The organism is Yoonia sp. (genome assembly GCF_036770585.1).
GTDB lineage: Bacteria > Pseudomonadota > Alphaproteobacteria > Rhodobacterales > Rhodobacteraceae > Yoonia.
Map to the genome: position 1 here is coordinate 1 of NZ_DAIPIW010000028.1, position 17,548 is coordinate 17,548.

Below are 17,548 nucleotides of genomic sequence, written 5' to 3' on the forward strand. Positions count from 1 at the left end.
CACCCATCTTGGACATCTTGCGATAGCGTTCCTCCATCTCGCCCACGACCCATTTGAGGGCGACAACCGCCTTCTTGGGATCGGTCACAACCGGCGACAGAAGATGCGGGATGCCGTCATAGACGCTGAGTTCCAGCATCTTGGGGTCGATCATGATCATCCGGCATTCTTCGGGCGACAGCTTGTAGAGCAGCGACAGGATCATCGTGTTGATCGCCACCGACTTGCCCGACCCCGTGGTCCCCGCGATCAGCAGGTGGGGCATCTTGGCGAGGTTGGCGATGATCGGCTCGCCGCCGATATCCTTGCCCAGAGCCAGCGGCAGCTTGTGGTTGCCGTCCCCGAAATCGCGGTGCGACAGGATCTCGCGCAGGACGACCTTTTCGCGGTTTTCATTGGGCAGCTCGATCCCGATGACCGAGCGGCCCGGCACCGTGGACACGCGCGCCGAGAGCGCCGACATCGACCGCGCGATATCGTCCGACAGCCCGATCACGCGCGACGCCTTCAGGCCCGGGGCCGGTTCCAGTTCATACATCGTGACCACGGGACCGGGACGGACGCTGACGATATCGCCCTTCACACCGTAATCATCCAGCACGCTTTCCAGCATCCGCGCATTGGCTTCCAGCGCCTCGTCGCTAAGGTGGTGGCGCGTGATCTCGACGGGGTTCATCAGAAGGCTGAGCGCGGGCTTTTCGTAGCCGCCATAGCGATCATCGAACTTCAGGGCAGGCTGCGCCTCGGCCCTTGCCTGCCGCGAGGGTTGCGGGGCACGTTTCAGCGGATGCTGCACGACCGAGCGGGACTGGAGGTCGGGCTGCGCGTAGGCGTCGGCGAAACCGGTTTCGACCGGCGCAGGCTTGACCTCGGGGATCGGCATATGCGGGGCGGCGTAGTCAAAGCCGTCATCCTCATCATCCAGCAGATCGACCTGCGGGGCGGCGGCCTGTGCGGGTGCCGCGAAGATCAGCGGCTTCGGCCCCTTGCCGGCGGTCAGCGCAGGTTCGATGCGGACACCGGTGGGCGAGGGTCTGGGCTGGCGGTTCTTGATCGCATCGGCGATGCGGGCGCTGACGCGGTCGCTGTTGTTGCCCATGGCGGTATCGTCGAAGCGTGGCTCGGGTGTCACCAGTTCCGGCTCGGGCATCGGGTCGTTGCGTTTCAGAAGGCTTGCAAGGAACCCGCCTGCGGGCGCATCGCCTTGCGAGGGCGCACGCAGGGGCGCGGCCAGCGGCGGACGGCCGGGCATCTTGGGCGCCGGTTTCGGTGCGGTCAGCGGTGGCTCTTTCGGCATCACCGGATTGGCGCGCACGACCGAGGCGGTCCGGCCACGGTCCTGCATCAGCGGCGGCACGCGGAAGGCGGCAAGGTCGTCCTCTGTTTCGTCCGCGTCGGTCACGGCGGCGCGGGTTTGGGCATATTGCGCGCGGCGGGCCTGCACGGCGCTGCCGACACCTTTGGCGGCTTGCGCAGAAAGAACGGCACCCCGACCAAGCCCGCGCATCAGCATGTCATAAAGCATGACCGTCCCCAGAAAGACGAACCGGCCCGCGGTGCGAAGCTCTTCGCGGCTGAAGCCCATCGCAAAGGCAAGAAGGGCCAGCAGGGCGATCCCCGTCAGCAGCGACAAGACCTTGACGCCGAAGGCGGCGCCGATCGGCAGGATCGTCAGCACGACGCCCAGCACCGTGTCGCCAAAAAGACCACCCAGACCGAAACTGGCCGCCCAGCCGTCGAAGGGGGTCAGCGTCGCCAGATGCAAGGGCGCCACGACAATCGCCAAAGCAATGGCCAAAAGCCGCCCCAGCGCGCGTTCCTGCCCCATATGCATCACAAAGCGCAGACCCCATGTCAGCAGGACCAGCGGCAGGACCCATGCGCCGACACCCACGATCATGATGATCGGTGCGGCCAGCGAGGCCCCGAAATACCCCAGCCAGTTCTGCACCGGCGCATCCGTGGCGGAAATCCAGCTTGGATCATCGGGCGAGTAGCTTCCGATCATCGCCGCCACCAGCACCCCCAGAGCGATCAGCCCCAGACCCAAAAGCTCGCGCGTGCGCTTTTCGAGTGCTGCCTGCGTGGTGCTGTCCAGAAGGGGGTCGCGTCTGCGGGATTGGTAAGATGCCATTTTCTCGTTCCTCAACCATACAGACAGTCGCGGATCAGGGTCAGTCCGCGCTGCACGTCTTGTGTCGGGGCCACCATGGCGACCCGGATGTAACCTGTTCCGGGGTTTTCCCCGTCCTGCACCTTGCTTAGATAAGCGCCCGGCAAGGTGCGCACGCCGGTTTCCTGCCAAAGATGCACGGCGGCCTCTTCGCCATCCGAGACCGGCAGCCACAGAAAGAACCCCGCCTGCGGGCTTTGGTAGCCGTCGATATGGCCCAGAATGTCGTCGGCGATGTCATACTTGCGGTGATAGAGCGCGCGGTTCTCGACCACATGCGCCTCGTCGTTCCAGACCGCCGCCGCGACCGCCTGCAAAGGTTCGGGCAAGGGCGCCCCCGCGAAGGCGCGCAAAAGGCGCATCCGCCGCAGCGATTCCGGCCCGCCCGCGCAGAACCCCGACCGCAACCCCGGCAGGTTCGAGCGTTTCGAGAGGGAATGAAAGATCACGACCCGTTCGGGGTGGGCACCCATCTTGGTGGCCACCTCCAGCGCGCCTGTGGGTGGCGTGTCGCGGTAGATCTCGGAATAGCACTCGTCCGCGAGGATCTGGAAATCGTGCTTTTCGGCCAGCGTGATCAGGTCGCGCCAATAGGCCTCGTCCGCGACGGCCCCCTGCGGGTTGGCGGGCGAACAGGCATAGGCGATGGCCGTGCGGTTCAGGATCTCGGCGGGCACGGCGTGATAGTCCGGCAGATGGTTTGTCGCGGCGGTGGCGGGGACGTAGTAAGGCGCTGCCCCAACCGAAAGGGCGGCAACCGCATAGACCTGATAGAAGGGGTTCGGCGTCAGGATGACAGGCTTGCCGTTCTTGGCTTCAGGACAAAGCGCCATGGCCGCGTTGTAAAGCCCCTCGCGCGTGCCGTTCAGCGTCAGGATCTGCTCGTGCGGGACCGTCAGGCCATAGCGGCGATGAAGGAAGCCCGCGATGGCGTCCAGATGCGCCACGGTGCCGTCATTGTCGGGATACTTGTTGAACCCGGCGAGGTTGGCCGCAAGGATATCCCCCACGAAAGCGGGGAAGGCATGGCGCGGTTCGCCGATGGTCATGTTGATCGTTTCGGCCGCCTTGGTGGGCACGTCAAGCAAGGCACGCAAGCGTGGCCACGTCGCTGCCGGAAGGTCCGAAAACCGCTCGGGAAAATTCATAACTGCCTCAATTTACGGGATCATTCCGCCCCGCTTTGCATCAAGCTAACGTGTGAAGGGCGGCTCTGTCCAGCAGATCAGGCACAAGCGGTTGATTTTGTGGCTTTTGCGTCAACCCGCTTGACCGGCTTCGGCCACCCGCACCACGCCTTCCGCCGCCGCCGCCAGCCGCAGCAGCCGTTCCTCGGTCCCGTTCTGGCCGTTGAACATGATCCCGCAGGACGGCACACCCGTCGGCAGCGTGATCGAGCAGACATCCAGCAGGTTCGCCACACGGGTATTGCGCAGCGCCAGCAGGTTCTCGGTCTTGTAGTAGGCATCATCGGTCAGCAGCCGCGCGGCCTGTGGCGGCAGGATCGCGGCGGTCGGCATGATCACGGCGTCGAACTGGCTGGTCCAGTCGAAGTATTCACGGCGGATGCGCCGCAGCATGTTCCAGCCCGCGCAATAGTCCGCCCCCTTCACCGTCTGCCCGCCGCGCACCCGTTCAAGGATCTGCGGGAACATCTTTTCGGGATGCGCCTCGACCAGATCACGCCACCAGCCATAGCTGTCGGCGGCGTAAAGGTCGCCCGCCACGTTGAAAGCATCGAAAAGCTGCGCGAAATAGCGGTGTTCGATCTGCGCGCCAGCGGCCCTGAGGCGGGCAACCGCGCCTTCGAAAGCCGCGCGCGGGGTGTCGCGCACATCGTCGGGCACGATCGTATCCAGCACCATCAGCCGCACACCGTCCAGCGAGACGCCCGCAAGGTCGGCAGGCTTGCCACCTTCCAGCGCCGCCAGCAACAGCGCCGCATCCTCGACCGACCGGCAGAGCGGGCCGACCGTGTCGAAGGTCAGGCAGAGCGGCACGGCACCCTCCAGCGACAGCCGCCCATGGGTTGTTTTCAGGCCCACAAGGTCGTTCCACGCCGAAGGGATCCGCACCGACCCGCCCGTGTCCGACCCGATCCCCGCCGCCGCCAGCCCGAAGGCGACGGATGCCGCCGCCCCGCTGGAGGACCCCCCGGGCACCGCGTCGGCATCGTTCACGCAAGGCGGCGTGGCCGTCATGGGGTTGAGGCCCAGACCCGAGAACGCGATTTCGGACATATGGGTCTTGCCCAGACAGACCAGACCCGCCGCCGTCGCGGTTTTCAGGACTTCGGCGTCTGCATCCGGCACGCGGCCTTCCATCAGCTTGGTCCCGGCCTCGGTCCCGATGTGGGCCGTATCGAAGAGATCCTTCCACGAGATCGGCACACCGTCCAAAGGCCCGCGCCGCAGACCCGATCTGGCGCGATCCGCGGCGTCCCTTGCCTCGGCCCGGGCGCGGTCATGGGTCACGCGGGCATAGATGCGGTCGCGGTGTTCATGAGCGTCGATGGCGGCAAGATAGGTCTCGGTCAGGGCTACGGGATCGATCCGGCCCGCCCCGATTGCGCGGCCAAGGTCCGCCGCTGTCATCCACCGCCAGTCTTCCATGCGATCCTCCCGCTGTTTAGCAGATACCTAGCGGCCAAGCGGCGCATGGACAATCCCGTGCAGGGGCGCATATTGCGGGTCATGGATACGGATATCATCATCGTCGGCGGCGGGCTGAACGGCCCCGCCCTTGCCATTGCCGCCGCTCAGGCGGGGTTTACCGTCACGATCATCGACAGGCTGCCCATCGACACGCGGGCTGATCCCGCCTTCGACGGGCGGTCCTATGCGCTGGCCCATGCCTCGATGCGGCTGCTGCGTGGGATCGGTGTCTGGGATGCGGTCAAGGACAAGGCCCAGCCGATGCTGGAGATCAAGGTCACCGACGGGCGCGCGGGCGAAGGGCCGAGCCCTTGGATGCTGCACTTCGATCACGCCGAGATCGAGGAAGGCCCGATGGGTTACATGGTCGAGGACCGGCACCTGCGCCGCGCCTTCCTTGACGCGATGGCGGCAGACGACCGGATCACGCAGCTTTCCCGGGAAACGGTGGTCGCGCAAGCGGCAGAGGCGGGCGGGGTCACGGTAACGCTGGCATCCGGCAGGGCGGTCCGCGGGCGTTTGCTGGTCGGCTCGGACGGACGGGCCAGCGGCACGGCGGAACGCGCGGGGATCAAGCGCACCGGCTGGGGCTATGGCCAGATGGGCGTGGTCTGCGCCGTGGCACACGAGAAACCCCACAACGGCATCGCGCATCAGTTCTTCATGCCCGCGGGCCCCTTGGCGATCCTGCCGCTGACCGGGAACCGCAGCGCGATCGTCTGGTCCGAAGGCGACAGCCGCGCGGCAGAGCTGATGGCGATGGACGACGACGCCTTTCTCGCAGCACTTCGCCCCGCTTTCGGCAGTTTTCTGGGGCAGATCAGTCTGGTGGGCGCGCGCTTCGCCTATCCGCTGAACCTGACGCTGGCGAACAGCTTTGTCGCCGACCGTGTGGCGCTGGTCGGTGACGCGGCCCATGGCGTGCACCCGATTGCGGGACAGGGTCTGAACGCCGGTCTGCGCGATGTGGCCGCATTGGCCGATGTGCTGGAAAGCGCCCGCGCCCGCGGCGAGGATATCGGCGCACCCCAGGTGCTGGCCCGCTATCAGCAATGGCGGCGCTTCGATACCACGACGCTTGCGATTGCCACGGATACCTTCAACCGGCTGTTTTCCAACGACAACCCGCTGCTGCGGGCGGCCAGAGACATCGGGATGGGGATGGTCAATGCCGCCCCCGCACTGCGGCGCGCGTTCATCCGTCAGGCGGCGGGCTTGTCCGGTGACCTGCCGCGCCTGATGCGGGGGTGAAGCCAGCACGAAAGCCCCGGCGGCCCATTGGGGCAGCCCGGCGATGCGGCGTGATAGCGATGAAAGATCAAGGGTGGCGGGCCCGCCGGAAACGGTCTCTTGCTTCGGAAGGCTGGTAAACCCCCCGAAGTCTTCGCGCGGGTCCAGCACTTTTTCAAGGTGCGTCATGGACCGAAAGCGAAACCTGATCTTGACCGAGGGGTTGATGGCCCCCCGTGGCTGGATATCCGGATACGGGTTTTAAGGACGAAACCTTGCGGGCAGCTTAGGCCACCGCGCGGTCGGCCTAGTCGTCGAGTTTGCGCGCCTCGTCCATCAGCATCACGGGGATGCCGTCACGGATCGGAAAGGCGACATGGGCCGACTTGCTGACCAGTTCCTGCCGTTCGGCGTCATAGTCCAGCGTGCCATGGGTCAGCGGGCAGACCAGCGCCTCGAGCATCTTGGGATCGAATTTCGTCTCGGTCATTGCATGATCTCTTCGCCGTTGCCGCCGCGCAGGGCGTATTCGATCAAGGTCATCAGGGTTTCGCGCCGCGTCGTCAACGAGGGTGCTTCGAGCAGGGCCTGCTTGTCCTCGGGTTCGAAGGGACAAAGCGTCGAGAGCGAGTTGATCAGCAATTCATCCTCGACCTCGTCCAGGCTGTCCCAATCGGTCGACAGCCCCTTTTCGGCAAGGAACCGGCCCAGCACCTTCATGAAGGCGGGACGGTCGAATGTCGGATCATGTTCGGCCGGGCCAAGATCGGCGTCAAACCCCGACCAGTTCACCTTGCAGCGCCGGTAGGGGGTAAAGCCTTCGACCTCTTCGACGATGCGGAACCGCGAGGCACCGGACAGGGTGATCATGTAGCGCCCATCCTCGGTTTCCGAAAAGGCGGTCACCTTGCCGGCGCAGCCGATGGTGTGCAGGCGCGATCCGCCGGGGGTCTCATAGGGCTGGACCATGCCGATCAGCCGGTTCGAGGTTTTCAGAACATCGTCCAGCATCGCCAGATACCGTGGCTCGAACAGATGCAAAGGCAAAGGCGACCGCGGCAGCAATAGCGCGCCGGGCAGGGGAAAGACGGGAATCACGTCCGGCAGGTCAGTCTTGGATATCATCACCATGAGGTAGGCCGCGCGCCGCGTCAGGCAAATATCATCGACGACAGTTTCCGCCGCCCGTTCAAGACAATTGGATCCTTGGCCTCCAGCGCGTCGAAAATCTTGAAAAGCTGGGTCTTGGCGGCCGCGTCGTTCCAGTCGCGGTCACGGCGGAAAAGCTCCAGCAATTCATCGACCGCTTCCTGCACCTTGCCGTTGGCGTGCAACGCCTTGGCCAGATCGAACCGCGCCTGAAGATCATCCGGCGACGCCGCGACCGCTGCCTGCAATTCGGCGAGCGGACCGGCATCGGCCGCCTCGCGGGCCAGCGTGATCTGCGCATGCGCGGCCTCCAGCGCCGGATCGGTGGAAATCTCGGCGGGTGCGCCGTTCAGGATCGCCTCGGCCTGATCGAGATCACCCAGCGCGATATGGGCGCGGACAAGCCCGGCATAGGCGGCGGCGTTCACCGGATCCTCTTGCAGGATCGCGGCGAAGGTCTCGGCGGCATCGGCGGCGGCACCCTCGGCCAGCATCTGATCGGCGGCGGCGACCGCCTCGGCCAGACCGTCATCGCCGTCGCCACCGGCAAGGGCCGCGATCTTGTTGACGAATTCAGCGATCTGCGAGGGCGGCAGCGCCCCCTGAAAGCCGTCGACGGGGCGGCCCTGATAGAAGGCATAGACGGTCGGGATCGACTGCACCTGCAATTGGCCCGCATAGGCCTGATTGTGATCCACATCGATCTTGACCAGCTTGACCTTGCCCTTGGCCTTGGTCACCGCCGCTTCGATGTTCGGCCCGAGCGTCTTGCACGGCCCGCACCACTGCGCCCAGAAATCGACGATCACCGGCACCTCTTGCGAGGCTTCGATCACGTCTTTCATGAAGCTTGCGTCGGTTCCGTCCTTGATCAGATCAGTGGCGGTTCCGGTCTGTGTGTCGCCGAGTTCCAGCATGTCTGTCTCCTTCATGCGTCTGTTGGCCCTTATATGTGCACTTGCACGCCGAAGGCCAAGGGGGAATGCGCTTTACCTGCATCCGGCGGACGCCTAGCGTCGCGCCATGACGGACCTGTCCCCCAGACCCAAGCTTGGCGCGATTGCCGTGGTCGTGCACAAGGGCCGCGTGCTGCTGGTGAAACGCGCGCAGGCGCCCAATGCGGGCACATGGGGCTTTCCCGGCGGGCATGTCGAATGGGGCGAGACCGCGCTTGCTGCCGCCCTGCGCGAACTGGCCGAGGAAACCGGCGTCATCGCCCGCGCGCCACGATATCTGACAAACCTCGATGTGATGGCGCAGGACGCCGATGGCGCGGTCCGGCATCACTACCTGCTGGCAGTCGTGCGCTGCGATTACGTCGCGGGCGAACCGGTTGCCGCAGATGATGCCAGCGATGCGCGCTGGTTCACGCCGGAAGACACGCAAGGGCTGACGCAGGCCCCGCGCTTGCAAGAGGTGATGGCCCTGCTGGACATCTAGGGCGCGACCACCGCCACCATCGGCCCCAGTTGGAACCCGAAATCGCTGCGCCCCAAGGCCGGGGCATAAAGCCGCGAGACCTTGCCATCGAAGAACAGCGCATTGGGCAGCCCCAGTTCGTCGCGGAACAGCCGCCCGAAGCTGTGGAAATTCACCGGATCGTTGGAAATGGCAAAAACCGCGCGGGTGCCGTCGGCGCTGGTGCCGACGCCGTTGCGGATATAGCGCGAGGTGCCATCCTTCAGAAAGCGCGGGTGCAAGGCGCCGTCGATCACCAGCATCGGCCCCGATTGCGTGGCATCGCGGCAGGCGGGCGCCTCGTCCAGATAGCGCAAGGTCTCGATCACCCGGGCCGAGGTGTCGGTGATGCAGAACACCCCGTTGGGCAGCAGGCCAAAGTTGCCGGGACCGGCGTTGGGGATCACGCGCATCGTCTCGACCCCGTTTTCGACGTAGTGGCCCACCGGCGCGCGGTCGGCGTGATACATGCCGGCGTTCATGGCAAAGACCACGGACCGCACACCGGGCTGGTCGGCGATGGCGGTCAGACTGCCGATGATCCCGCCCGCTGGGTCCTTGTGGAACAGGCGCAGGTCGTCGGCGGTCGCGTCAACCTCGCAGATCGTATAGCTGGCCCCGTCAAAGGCGATATCCCGACACTCGGCCGCGACGCCCTGACCCGCCCAGAGCAGCAAGGCTGCGATGACGGCACGCATCAGTCGTCGAGGTCCCGCCGCACGTGGTCGGATTGCAGGAGCGCGCGGGTCGCGTCCATCTGGTCGAAAGTGCCATCAAGCTGAAAGCGCAGTTCGGGGGCGAATTTCATCGTGCCGCCCTTGACGACCTGATGGCGGATTTCCACCGTGTTGCGGCGCAGGGCGGCCAGCGCCTCTTCTTTGTTTTGCCCGCCAAGCGGCAGCACGAAGGCGGTCGCGATGCGCAGGTCCGGCGTCATCCGCACCTCGCCCACGGTGATCGACATCTGCGCCAGTTCGTCGTCGTGGATATCGCCACGCTGCAACACCTCGGACAAGGTCCGGCGGATCATCTCGCCCACGCGCAGCATCCGCTGCGTCGGGGCCTTGCCTGCTCTGTTCGCGCTCTTTGCCATGCGCCTGATGTAGCCCTGTCGGGCGGCAATGCCAAGCAAGGCTTTGCGTCGCGGGCGCTGCCCCGTTAAGACAAGCGCAAAGACCAAAAGGACAGCACCATGACCGAGACACCAGGCATCGTCATCACCGGCGCATCGGGCCGCATGGGCCAGATGCTGATCAGGACCGTTCTGGGGTCGGACAAATGCCATCTGGTGGCAGCGCTCGAGCGTGAGGGAAACGACTGGGTCGGTCAGGACGTCGGCACGATGATCGGCGGCCAGCCCGTCGGCCTGACCGTGACCGATGACGCGGTCGAGGCCTTTGCCAAGGCCCAAGCCGTGATCGACTTTACCGCCCCTGCCGCGACGGTCGGCTTTGCGGGCCTTACAGCACAGGCGCGCGCGGTCCATGTGATCGGCACCACGGGACTGTCGGATGACGACCTGAAAGCCATCACCGCCGCCGCACGCCATGCGGTGATCGTGCGGGCGGGCAACATGTCGCTGGGCGTCAACCTGCTGACCCGCCTGACCGAGAAAGTCGCCGCCGCGCTGGACGCAGACTTCGACATCGAGGTGATCGAGGCGCACCACAACCAGAAGGTCGATGCGCCCTCGGGCACCGCGCTGATGCTGGGCGCGGCTGCGGCCAAGGGGCGCGGCGTCGATTTGAACGCGGTCAGCGACAGCGGGCGCGACGGCATGACCGGTGCGCGCAGGCGCGGCAGCATCGGCTTTTCGGCCATTCGCGGCGGCGATATCGTGGGCGAACATGACGTCCTCTTCGCTGCCGCAGGCGAAAGGATCGTCCTGCGCCATATCGCGACCGATCGCGGTATCTTCGCCCGTGGCGCGCTGAAGGCAGCCCTCTGGGGGCAGGACCGCGCGCCCGGCGAATACGACATGATGGATGTGCTGGGGATATAGCCCGCTCACACAGGGGTGAGTGAACCAGATCGCGGGTTTCGCCGTATCAAGGGCAATTCAACAGACGTGGATTGTCCGATGAAACACCTTGCCCTGACCACCCTGCTTGCCGTGTCGCCTTTGGCCGCGCTGGCCGACGGCTTTGCCCCCGTCAAGGATGCCGAGCAATTCGTCTCGCTGGTCAGCGACAGAGAGCTGCGGATCTACCTTTATGGCCTGACCCTGCGGGTAAAGGAAGAAGGCACGATCGAAGGCTCGGCTGTCGGCACGGACATCACCGGCACATGGTCATGGCAGGACGGCTATTTCTGCCGCGAGATGGCATGGGGCACATATGAGATCCCCTATAACTGCCAATTGGTCGAGGTGCGGGGGAACGACCGTATGCGCTTTACCGTGGATCAGGGCGCGGGCGATTCCGCGACCTTCCGGCTACAGTAATCAGCCCAGCCCCTCTGCGCCGTAGCGCAGGATGACCGGCACGATCAGGTCTTCCTCGTCGATCAGGTGCCGGTCCAGCAGGACTTCCAGCTTTGCCAGTTCCGCTTGAAACCCGCCCGCGGCGGTCTGCAACCTGGTCCGGTCGCCGATCACGCCGATCACCTCGTTGGCGCGCGTGACGAAGTTGGACAGGTGCGCGTCAAGGTCGTGGTGGTCCTTGTCGAGAATGGCGAAACCTTTCTCGATCCGCGCGTCCTTGGTCGCAAGCAGCGGGAAATAGTGCTGGTCCTCGATGGTGTGGTGGCCGTGCAACTGCTGCACGAACATGCCCCCATAGCGCGAGACCATGCCGCCGAACTGGTTGCCCTGCATCTTGGCGTCCAGCAGCGCCTCGGTTCCCTTGCGCATCTCGGCCATCAGGCGGCGGAACATCATGTGACGGTCCAGCCAGAAGGCGATCAGGTTGTTGAAACCGGGATCGGCTTGCCAGCTTTCGCGCGGATAGTCGCGCAGCAGGACCTGTAGCGCATCGGGCAGGCCTTCGCGGTTGGCGAGAGAAAGTTCAGGGGTCATCTTGTCCGTCATCTTGCCTTTGCTGAGTCGCACCCGACGCTCTTCGGCGGAAAGTCGCGCGGATGCAAGCTTGGTTTGGGTCGCTCTTTCGGGGCTGAAACGGGGTATCTTCTGCGGATCATCGGCATTTTCAGGGTTCGGGGAAGCTGCCGCAGGGTCAAGACCTCATAGTCCTTGCCATTTTCAAAATCGCGTCAAAGGATATGTCATCGGCGCGTTACAGGCGCCAATAGCCAGAAAGCATCCGCCAAGGATGCAATATTCAGGGAGCGTCCAATGACATTGAAAACCAGATTGCTTGCAACGACATCCGCGTTGCTGATCGCCACCTCCGGCGCGCTTTATGCCGACGGCCACGCGACACACCCCGTCACCGGCGAGACGCTCGCCTCTGACCAGACCTTCACCTACCGCGATCCCGACGAAAGCCCGTCCATCGACCCCGGCCTTGCCGAAGACAGTGCGGGTGGCGACATCCTGCGCGACCTTTTCGAGGGGCTCTATAATCAGGATGCCGCAGGCGACCTGGTGCCCGGTGTCGCGCTCAGCCATACCGTCAGCGATGACGGGCTGGTCTATACCTTCACCTTGCGCGACAACGCCAAGTGGTCGAACGGCGATCCCGTGACGGCTGCCGATTTCGCATACGCATGGCAGCGCGCGGCCTCGCCTGAACTGGCCTCGCCCTATGCGTGGTTCATCGAACTGATGGTGCTGGAGAACGCAGGCGCCGTCATCGCCGGTGACGCGCCGACATCGGAACTGGGGGTGACCGCCCTCGACGATACCACGCTGGAGGTGCGCCTGACCCAGCCGCTGCCCTATTTCCCGCAGATGCTGACCCATTTCACCACCTTCCCCGTGCATCAGCCCACCATCGAGGCCCATGGTTCCGACTGGACCAAGCCGGGCAACATGGTGTCGAACGGCGCCTATGTCCTGACCGAGCATGTGCCGCAGGAACGGCTCGTGCGGGAACGCAACGCGATGTATTGGGACAACGACAACACGATCATCGAGAAAGTCACATCCCTGGTGATCAACGATGAAAACGTGGCCCTGACCCGCTATCTGGCGGGCGAGCTTGACCGGACGGACGTGCCCGCAGGCCAGTTCCCGCGTCTGGCCGCGGAATATCCCGAACAGGCCGTGTCTGTGCCGCTGGCCTGTTCCTACTACTACATGTTCAACCTGCGTGACGGTGCGCCCGAGGCGATCCAGAACGCCGATGTGCGCCGCGCGCTCAGCCTTGCCATCGACCGCGACATCATCGTGGAAAACGTGCTCGCCGGTGGTCAGGCCCCTGCCTATACCTTCACCCATTGGGCGACCGCCGGTTTCGAGACACCGGCGATCCCCTACGCCGCAATGACGCAGGCCGAGCGCAACGCGATGGCGGTCGAGCTGATGACGGCGGCAGGCTACGGCCCCGACAACCCGCTGAATATCGAACTGGTCTACAATACCTCTGAATCGCACCGGTCGGTCGCGGTGGCGGTCAGCCAGATGTGGAAGCAAACCTTGGGTGTCGAAACCACGCTGGCCAATCAGGAATGGCAGACCTTCCTCGAAGCGCGCAGCAACGGCGACTATCAGGTCGCCCGTGGCGGCTGGTGCGCCGACTATAACGAGGCCTCGACCTTCCTTGACGTGATGCAGTCGGACAGCGGCTATAACGACAGCAAATACGTGAACGCGACGGTCGACGCCCTGCTGGCCGAGGCCAAGACCGCCGACAACCCGCAGGCCAACTACGATCAGGTGGAACTGATCATCTCGGAAGAGATGCCGATCATCCCGGTCTATCACTATGCCTCGGTCAAGATGTTCGCCGAGAACCTCGAAGGCTGGCCGCTCGAGAACTTCCAGCAGAACTGGTACTCGAAAGATCTCTACAAGATCGCCGAGTAATCCGCCTGTGCGATGCACCGCGTCCCCCTGTATCGTCAGGGGGCGCGGTCGTTTTCTTTTCAGACCGACTGACTGGACCCCTCACCGATGCTGGCCTACGTTTTCCGCCGTCTCGCCGTGGCGATCCCGACCCTTTTGATCTTGGTCGTGATGTCGTTCATCCTGATGTATGCCGCCCCCGGCGGGCCGTTCAATTCCGAACGCCCCCTGCCGCCCGAGGTGCTGGCCAATATCGAGGCGAAATACGGGCTGGACCAGCCGTTCTGGAAGCAGATCGTCAATTATGTCGTGGGCGTCGTCACCCAATTCGATTTCGGACCCTCGTTCCAATACAAGGACCGCACGGTCAATGATGTCATCGCCCAAGGGTTTCCCGTGACGCTGACCTATGGCTTCTGGTCCTTCGTGGTGGCCGTGACCGTGGGCATGAGCCTCGGCATCGCCGCCGCGATCAAGCAGAACTCGTGGCTCGACTATCTGGCTGTCGGGATTTCCATCGGCGCGCAGGTGCTGCCCAACTTCGTGATGGCGCCGATCCTTCTGCTGGTCTTCACGCTCTGGCTGGGGTGGCTGCCGGGCGGCGGCTGGAACGGCGGGCAGTGGCCCTACCTGATCATGCCGGTGATCGCGCTGTCCACATCCTACATGGCTTCGATCGCGCGGATCACGCGGTCGTCCATGCTGGAGGTGCTGAACACCAATTTCATCCGCACCGCCCGCGCCAAGGGCCTGCCGATGCGCCGTGTGATCTGGAAACACGCGATGAAGCCGACGCTGCTGCCGGTGCTGTCCTATCTTGGGCCGGCCTTCGTGGGCATGATCACCGGATCGGTCATCATCGACGTCTTCTTTTCCACCGGCGGCATCGGGCAGTTCTTCGTGAATTCGGCCTTCAACCGCGACTATTCCGTGATCATGGGCATCACCATTCTGGTGGGGGCGCTGACGATCCTGTTCAACCTTGTGGTCGACGTGCTTTACGCATGGATCGACCCGAAGATCCGCTACTAGGGGGGCCGCGCGATGTTTCCCGACAAAGCCGCCGTCGAGGGTGTGGGCGATGCGATGCAACTGGCCGAGGTGCGGGGCCGCTCGCTCTGGGCCGATGCGCGCGCGCGTTTCCTGCGCAACAAGGCCGCCGTGGTGTCGCTGGTGCTGCTGCTGCTTGTGGGTGGGTTCGCGCTCTTGGGTGGGCTGATCGCACAATACGAGGGCGACTTCGTCGATTTCAGCCTGATTGGCAGCAATGCCTATCTGGGGGTGCCTTCGATCGAGACCGGGCATTATTTCGGCACCGACAGCAATGGACGCGACCTTTATGCGCGCACCGTGCAGGGGACCGGCATCTCGCTGATGGTGGGGATCGTGGGCGCGCTGGTCGCGGTGATCGTCGGCACGCTTTACGGCGCTGTCGCAGGCTACTTCGGGGGCCGGACCGACGGGATCATGATGCGGATCGTGGATATCCTGATGTCGATCCCCTTCATGTTCGTCCTGATCCTGATGCTGGTGATCTTCGGGCGGTCGATCTTCATGCTGTTTCTCGGGATCGGGCTGATCTCATGGCTCGACATGGCGCGGATCGCGCGCGGGCAGACGCTGACCATCAAGAACAAGGAGTTCGTCGAGGTCGCCATCGCCACCGGCGTGCATCCGCTGCGGATCATCCTGCGGCATATCGTGCCGAACCTTCTGGGCATCGTGATCGTCTATGCCACGCTTCTGGTGCCCAACATGATCATCTTCGAAAGCTTCATCAGCTTTCTGGGCTTGGGCGTGCAAGAGCCCGCCACATCCCTGGGGGCGCTGATCAACGAAGGCTCGCGGACCATGCAGTTCGGCTACTACTGGCAGATCGCCTTTCCGCTGTTTTTCTTCGTCGTGACCATCTTTGCCTTCTTCTTCGTGGGCGACGGCCTGCGCGACGCGCTCGACCCCAAGGACCGCTGACCGATGACCCTGTTGCAGATCGAAAACCTCGCGGTCACCTTCCGGACCAACGACGGGCCGGTGAATGCGGTCAACGGCGTCAGCTTCGGCGTGGACAAGGGCGAGACGCTGGCGATCGTCGGCGAAAGCGGGTCGGGCAAAAGCCAGACCGCCTTTGCCGTGATGGGCCTGCTGGCCAAGAACGGCGCGGCGACAGGATCGGCCAAATTCGACGGGCAGGAATTGCTCGGGATGGGCCAGAGCCAGCTCAACAGGATCCGCAGCAAGGACATGGCGATGATCTTTCAGGACCCGATGACCTCGCTGAACCCCTACCTGCGCGTCAGCGAGCAGATGGCCGAAGTCCTGATGCTGCACAAGGGTCTGGGAAAATCCGCCGCGATCACCGAGGCCGCAAGGATGCTGGACGCCGTGCGCATCCCCGACGCCAGGGCGCGGATCACCATGTTCCCGCATGAATTCTCGGGCGGGATGCGGCAGCGGATCATGATCGCGATGTCGCTTCTGTGCCAGCCGCGCCTGCTGATCGCGGACGAACCGACCACGGCGCTGGATGTGACCGTGCAGGCGCAGATCATGGCCCTTCTGGGGGATATCCGCGCGGAATTCGGCACCGCCGTGATCCTGATCACCCATGACCTCGGCATCGTCGCGGGCTTCTGCGACCGGACGCTGGTGATGTATGGCGGGCAGATCATGGAAGAAGGGCCGACCACCGACATCTTCGCCGACCCCTCGCATCCCTACACCAGCGGGTTGCTGAAAGCGGTGCCGCGTCTGGATCAGGAACAGGGCGAACTCGCCACCATCGCGGGCGAGCCCCCCGATATGTCGCACCTGCCCCCCGGTTGCCCCTTCTCGCCCCGCTGCGCCCAACAGATGGACAACTGCCGCACCGAAAGACCCGCGCTTGAAGCAAAGGCGAACCGCCGCCGCGCCTGTCATCTGCCGGTCAGCGAGGTCGCGTGATGGACCCGCTGCTTTCCGTCCGCGACCTGTCGGTCACCTTCGATGTGCGCCCGCAGGGCGCCTGGCCCTGGACCCCGCCCGCCAAGCTCTATGCCGTCTCCGAGGTGTCTTTCGATCTGGCCCGCGGCCAATGTCTCGGCATCGTCGGGGAATCCGGTTCGGGCAAATCGACCCTCGCCCGCGCCATCGTCGGCACCATCCCGACCTCGGGCGGGACCATCATGTTCGAAGGCGCGGACCTTGCGAATATGGACCCCCGCCAGCGCCGTGTGCACCGCCGCGACGTGCAGATGATCTTTCAGGACCCGCTGGCCGCGCTCAACCCGCGCATGACCGTGGGCGAGATCATCGCCGAACCGCTGATCACCCACGAACCGAACACCCCGCGCAAGGACGTCAAGAAACGCGTCGCAGCGCTGATGGAACGCGTGGGCCTGCTGCCGAACCTGATCAACCGCTACCCGCATGAATTCTCGGGCGGCCAGTGCCAGCGCATCGGCATCGCGCGCGCCCTGATCCTCGGCCCCAGGCTGATCATCTGCGACGAACCCGTCTCGGCGCTGGATGTCTCGGTGCAGGCGCAGGTGATCAACCTTCTGATGGAACTGCAGCGCGACATGGGGCTGTCGATGATCTTCATCGCGCACGACCTCAGCGTGGTGAAACATATCAGCGACCGCGTGCTGGTGCTTTACCTCGGGCGCGTGATGGAAACCGCCGAGGCGCGCAAGCTGACGACAATGCCGGAACACCCCTATTCGCAGGCGCTGATCGCCTCTGTCCCGATCCCCGATCCGGTGCTGGAAAAGGCACGGCCCCGCCTGATCCTCGAGGGCGAACTGCCCTCGCCGCTATCCCCGCCCTCGGGCTGCGTCTTCCGCACCCGCTGCCCCAAGGCGCAAGCCTCTTGCGCCGATTCCGTTCCCGCGCTGACCGATATCGGCGGCAACCATCTGGTCGCCTGCCCCTACCACGAAACCGAACACGTGCTCGCGGTCAACGCGTAGACGCCCTGTCATTATTGGCCCGAAAATATCC

The 17,548-nt window shown here is 64.5% G+C and carries 18 protein-coding genes; 9 read left to right on the forward strand and 9 right to left on the reverse strand.

Going from position 1 to position 17,548, the window contains the following annotated elements; translation table 11 throughout:
* From V7N12_RS07015 to V7N12_RS07025, 3 genes are all read right to left on the reverse strand, one after another.
* On the reverse strand, window positions 1-2,134 hold a 2,134-nt coding region (locus V7N12_RS07015), incomplete at its 3' end, for a DNA translocase FtsK (RefSeq protein ID WP_333713651.1).
* An 11-nt stretch (window positions 2,135-2,145) separates the two neighbouring features.
* Complete coding sequence (locus V7N12_RS07020; protein ID WP_333713652.1) at window positions 2,146-3,321, reverse strand: aminotransferase class I/II-fold pyridoxal phosphate-dependent enzyme; 1,176 nt, start codon at window positions 3,319-3,321, stop codon at window positions 2,146-2,148.
* Window positions 3,322-3,432: 111 nt separating this feature from the next.
* Complete coding sequence (locus tag V7N12_RS07025) at window positions 3,433-4,785, reverse strand: amidase (RefSeq protein ID WP_333713653.1); 1,353 nt, start codon at window positions 4,783-4,785, stop codon at window positions 3,433-3,435.
* 45 nt (window positions 4,786-4,830) lie between these two features.
* On the opposite strand from V7N12_RS07025, the gene V7N12_RS07030 reads away from it, so the two are divergent.
* Entirely contained in the window at window positions 4,831-6,078 is a 1,248-nt protein-coding gene (locus tag V7N12_RS07030; RefSeq protein ID WP_333713654.1) for a UbiH/UbiF/VisC/COQ6 family ubiquinone biosynthesis hydroxylase, read from the forward strand.
* Window positions 6,079-6,364: 286 nt separating this feature from the next.
* Here the strand turns inward: V7N12_RS07030 and V7N12_RS07035 are convergent, their stop codons facing one another.
* The 3 genes from V7N12_RS07035 to trxA are packed head-to-tail and all read right to left on the reverse strand — an operon-like array spanning window position 6,365 to window position 8,123.
* Window positions 6,365-6,547: a Trm112 family protein gene (locus V7N12_RS07035; protein WP_333713655.1), complete on the reverse strand. Its 183-nt coding sequence runs from the start codon at window positions 6,545-6,547 to the stop codon at window positions 6,365-6,367.
* Window positions 6,544-7,182: an LON peptidase substrate-binding domain-containing protein gene (locus V7N12_RS07040; protein WP_333713656.1), complete on the reverse strand. Its 639-nt coding sequence runs from the start codon at window positions 7,180-7,182 to the stop codon at window positions 6,544-6,546. Before V7N12_RS07040 ends, V7N12_RS07035 begins: the two co-directional genes overlap by 4 nt.
* A gap of 26 nt (window positions 7,183-7,208) precedes the next feature.
* Window positions 7,209-8,123 (reverse strand): thioredoxin, encoded by a 915-nt coding sequence (trxA, locus tag V7N12_RS07045; protein WP_333713686.1) that lies wholly within the window; start codon window positions 8,121-8,123, stop codon window positions 7,209-7,211.
* A 106-nt stretch (window positions 8,124-8,229) separates the two neighbouring features.
* On the opposite strand from trxA, the gene V7N12_RS07050 reads away from it, so the two are divergent.
* The gene (locus V7N12_RS07050; RefSeq protein WP_333713658.1) at window positions 8,230-8,646 is read left to right on the forward strand and encodes an NUDIX hydrolase; all 417 of its coding nucleotides are present in this window, start codon (window positions 8,230-8,232) and stop codon (window positions 8,644-8,646) included.
* Here the strand turns inward: V7N12_RS07050 and V7N12_RS07055 are convergent.
* Both V7N12_RS07055 and rbfA read right to left on the reverse strand, forming a co-directional pair.
* Complete coding sequence (locus tag V7N12_RS07055) at window positions 8,643-9,362, reverse strand: phosphodiester glycosidase family protein (protein ID WP_333713659.1); 720 nt, start codon at window positions 9,360-9,362, stop codon at window positions 8,643-8,645. The genes V7N12_RS07050 and V7N12_RS07055 overlap by 4 nt on opposite strands.
* Entirely contained in the window at window positions 9,362-9,757 is a 396-nt protein-coding gene (gene rbfA, locus V7N12_RS07060; RefSeq protein WP_333713660.1) for a 30S ribosome-binding factor RbfA, read from the reverse strand. The genes V7N12_RS07055 and rbfA overlap by 1 nt, the downstream gene beginning before the upstream one ends.
* A gap of 99 nt (window positions 9,758-9,856) precedes the next feature.
* Here rbfA and dapB point away from each other — a divergent pair, with 99 nt between their 5' ends.
* On the forward strand, window positions 9,857-10,666 hold the full coding sequence (dapB, locus tag V7N12_RS07065; protein WP_333713662.1) for a 4-hydroxy-tetrahydrodipicolinate reductase: 810 nt from the start codon (window positions 9,857-9,859) through the stop codon (window positions 10,664-10,666).
* A 78-nt stretch (window positions 10,667-10,744) separates the two neighbouring features.
* Window positions 10,745-11,107, forward strand: a complete 363-nt coding sequence (locus V7N12_RS07070; protein ID WP_333713663.1) for a dihydrodipicolinate reductase — start codon at window positions 10,745-10,747, stop codon at window positions 11,105-11,107.
* Here the strand turns inward: V7N12_RS07070 and V7N12_RS07075 are convergent, their stop codons facing one another.
* Entirely contained in the window at window positions 11,108-11,680 is a 573-nt protein-coding gene (locus V7N12_RS07075) for a hemerythrin domain-containing protein (RefSeq protein WP_333713665.1), read from the reverse strand.
* A 276-nt stretch (window positions 11,681-11,956) separates the two neighbouring features.
* On the opposite strand from V7N12_RS07075, the gene V7N12_RS07080 reads away from it, so the two are divergent.
* From V7N12_RS07080 to V7N12_RS07100, 5 genes are all read left to right on the forward strand, one after another.
* Window positions 11,957-13,591 carry a peptide ABC transporter substrate-binding protein gene (locus V7N12_RS07080; protein WP_333713666.1) on the forward strand — a complete coding sequence of 545 codons (1,635 nt, stop codon included), beginning with the start codon at window positions 11,957-11,959 and terminating at the stop codon, window positions 13,589-13,591.
* A gap of 87 nt (window positions 13,592-13,678) precedes the next feature.
* Window positions 13,679-14,602 (forward strand): oligopeptide ABC transporter permease OppB, encoded by a 924-nt coding sequence (gene oppB / locus V7N12_RS07085; RefSeq protein WP_333713667.1) that lies wholly within the window; start codon window positions 13,679-13,681, stop codon window positions 14,600-14,602.
* Window positions 14,603-14,614: 12 nt separating this feature from the next.
* Entirely contained in the window at window positions 14,615-15,541 is a 927-nt protein-coding gene (locus V7N12_RS07090; RefSeq protein WP_333713668.1) for an ABC transporter permease subunit, read from the forward strand.
* A gap of 3 nt (window positions 15,542-15,544) precedes the next feature.
* A complete protein-coding gene (locus V7N12_RS07095) occupies window positions 15,545-16,510 on the forward strand; it encodes an oligopeptide/dipeptide ABC transporter ATP-binding protein (RefSeq protein WP_333713670.1) in 966 nt (321 codons plus the stop codon).
* Complete coding sequence (locus tag V7N12_RS07100) at window positions 16,510-17,517, forward strand: oligopeptide/dipeptide ABC transporter ATP-binding protein (RefSeq protein ID WP_333713672.1); 1,008 nt, start codon at window positions 16,510-16,512, stop codon at window positions 17,515-17,517. The genes V7N12_RS07095 and V7N12_RS07100 overlap by 1 nt, the downstream gene beginning before the upstream one ends.
* Window positions 17,518-17,548: the final 31 nt, after the last annotated feature.

Excerpts from the sequence above, each read along its gene's own strand:
- V7N12_RS07020 (WP_333713652.1), bottom strand. The coding sequence starts at position 3,321 with ATGAATTTTCCCGAGCGGTTTTCGGACCTTCCGGCAGCGACGTGGCCA.
- V7N12_RS07025 (WP_333713653.1), bottom strand. The coding sequence starts at position 4,785 with ATGGAAGACTGGCGGTGGATGACAGCGGCGGACCTTGGCCGCGCAATC.
- V7N12_RS07030 (WP_333713654.1), top strand. The coding sequence starts at position 4,831 with ATGGACAATCCCGTGCAGGGGCGCATATTGCGGGTCATGGATACGGAT.
- V7N12_RS07035 (WP_333713655.1), bottom strand. The coding sequence starts at position 6,547 with ATGACCGAGACGAAATTCGATCCCAAGATGCTCGAGGCGCTGGTCTGC.
- V7N12_RS07040 (WP_333713656.1), bottom strand. The coding sequence starts at position 7,182 with ATGATATCCAAGACTGACCTGCCGGACGTGATTCCCGTCTTTCCCCTG.
- trxA (WP_333713686.1), bottom strand. The coding sequence starts at position 8,123 with ATGCTGGAACTCGGCGACACACAGACCGGAACCGCCACTGATCTGATC.
- V7N12_RS07050 (WP_333713658.1), top strand. The coding sequence starts at position 8,230 with ATGACGGACCTGTCCCCCAGACCCAAGCTTGGCGCGATTGCCGTGGTC.
- V7N12_RS07055 (WP_333713659.1), bottom strand. The coding sequence starts at position 9,362 with ATGCGTGCCGTCATCGCAGCCTTGCTGCTCTGGGCGGGTCAGGGCGTC.
- rbfA (WP_333713660.1), bottom strand. The coding sequence starts at position 9,757 with ATGGCAAAGAGCGCGAACAGAGCAGGCAAGGCCCCGACGCAGCGGATG.
- dapB (WP_333713662.1), top strand. The coding sequence starts at position 9,857 with ATGACCGAGACACCAGGCATCGTCATCACCGGCGCATCGGGCCGCATG.
- V7N12_RS07070 (WP_333713663.1), top strand. The coding sequence starts at position 10,745 with ATGAAACACCTTGCCCTGACCACCCTGCTTGCCGTGTCGCCTTTGGCC.
- V7N12_RS07075 (WP_333713665.1), bottom strand. The coding sequence starts at position 11,680 with ATGACCCCTGAACTTTCTCTCGCCAACCGCGAAGGCCTGCCCGATGCG.
- V7N12_RS07080 (WP_333713666.1), top strand. The coding sequence starts at position 11,957 with ATGACATTGAAAACCAGATTGCTTGCAACGACATCCGCGTTGCTGATC.
- oppB (WP_333713667.1), top strand. The coding sequence starts at position 13,679 with ATGCTGGCCTACGTTTTCCGCCGTCTCGCCGTGGCGATCCCGACCCTT.
- V7N12_RS07090 (WP_333713668.1), top strand. The coding sequence starts at position 14,615 with ATGTTTCCCGACAAAGCCGCCGTCGAGGGTGTGGGCGATGCGATGCAA.
- V7N12_RS07095 (WP_333713670.1), top strand. The coding sequence starts at position 15,545 with ATGACCCTGTTGCAGATCGAAAACCTCGCGGTCACCTTCCGGACCAAC.
- V7N12_RS07100 (WP_333713672.1), top strand. The coding sequence starts at position 16,510 with ATGGACCCGCTGCTTTCCGTCCGCGACCTGTCGGTCACCTTCGATGTG.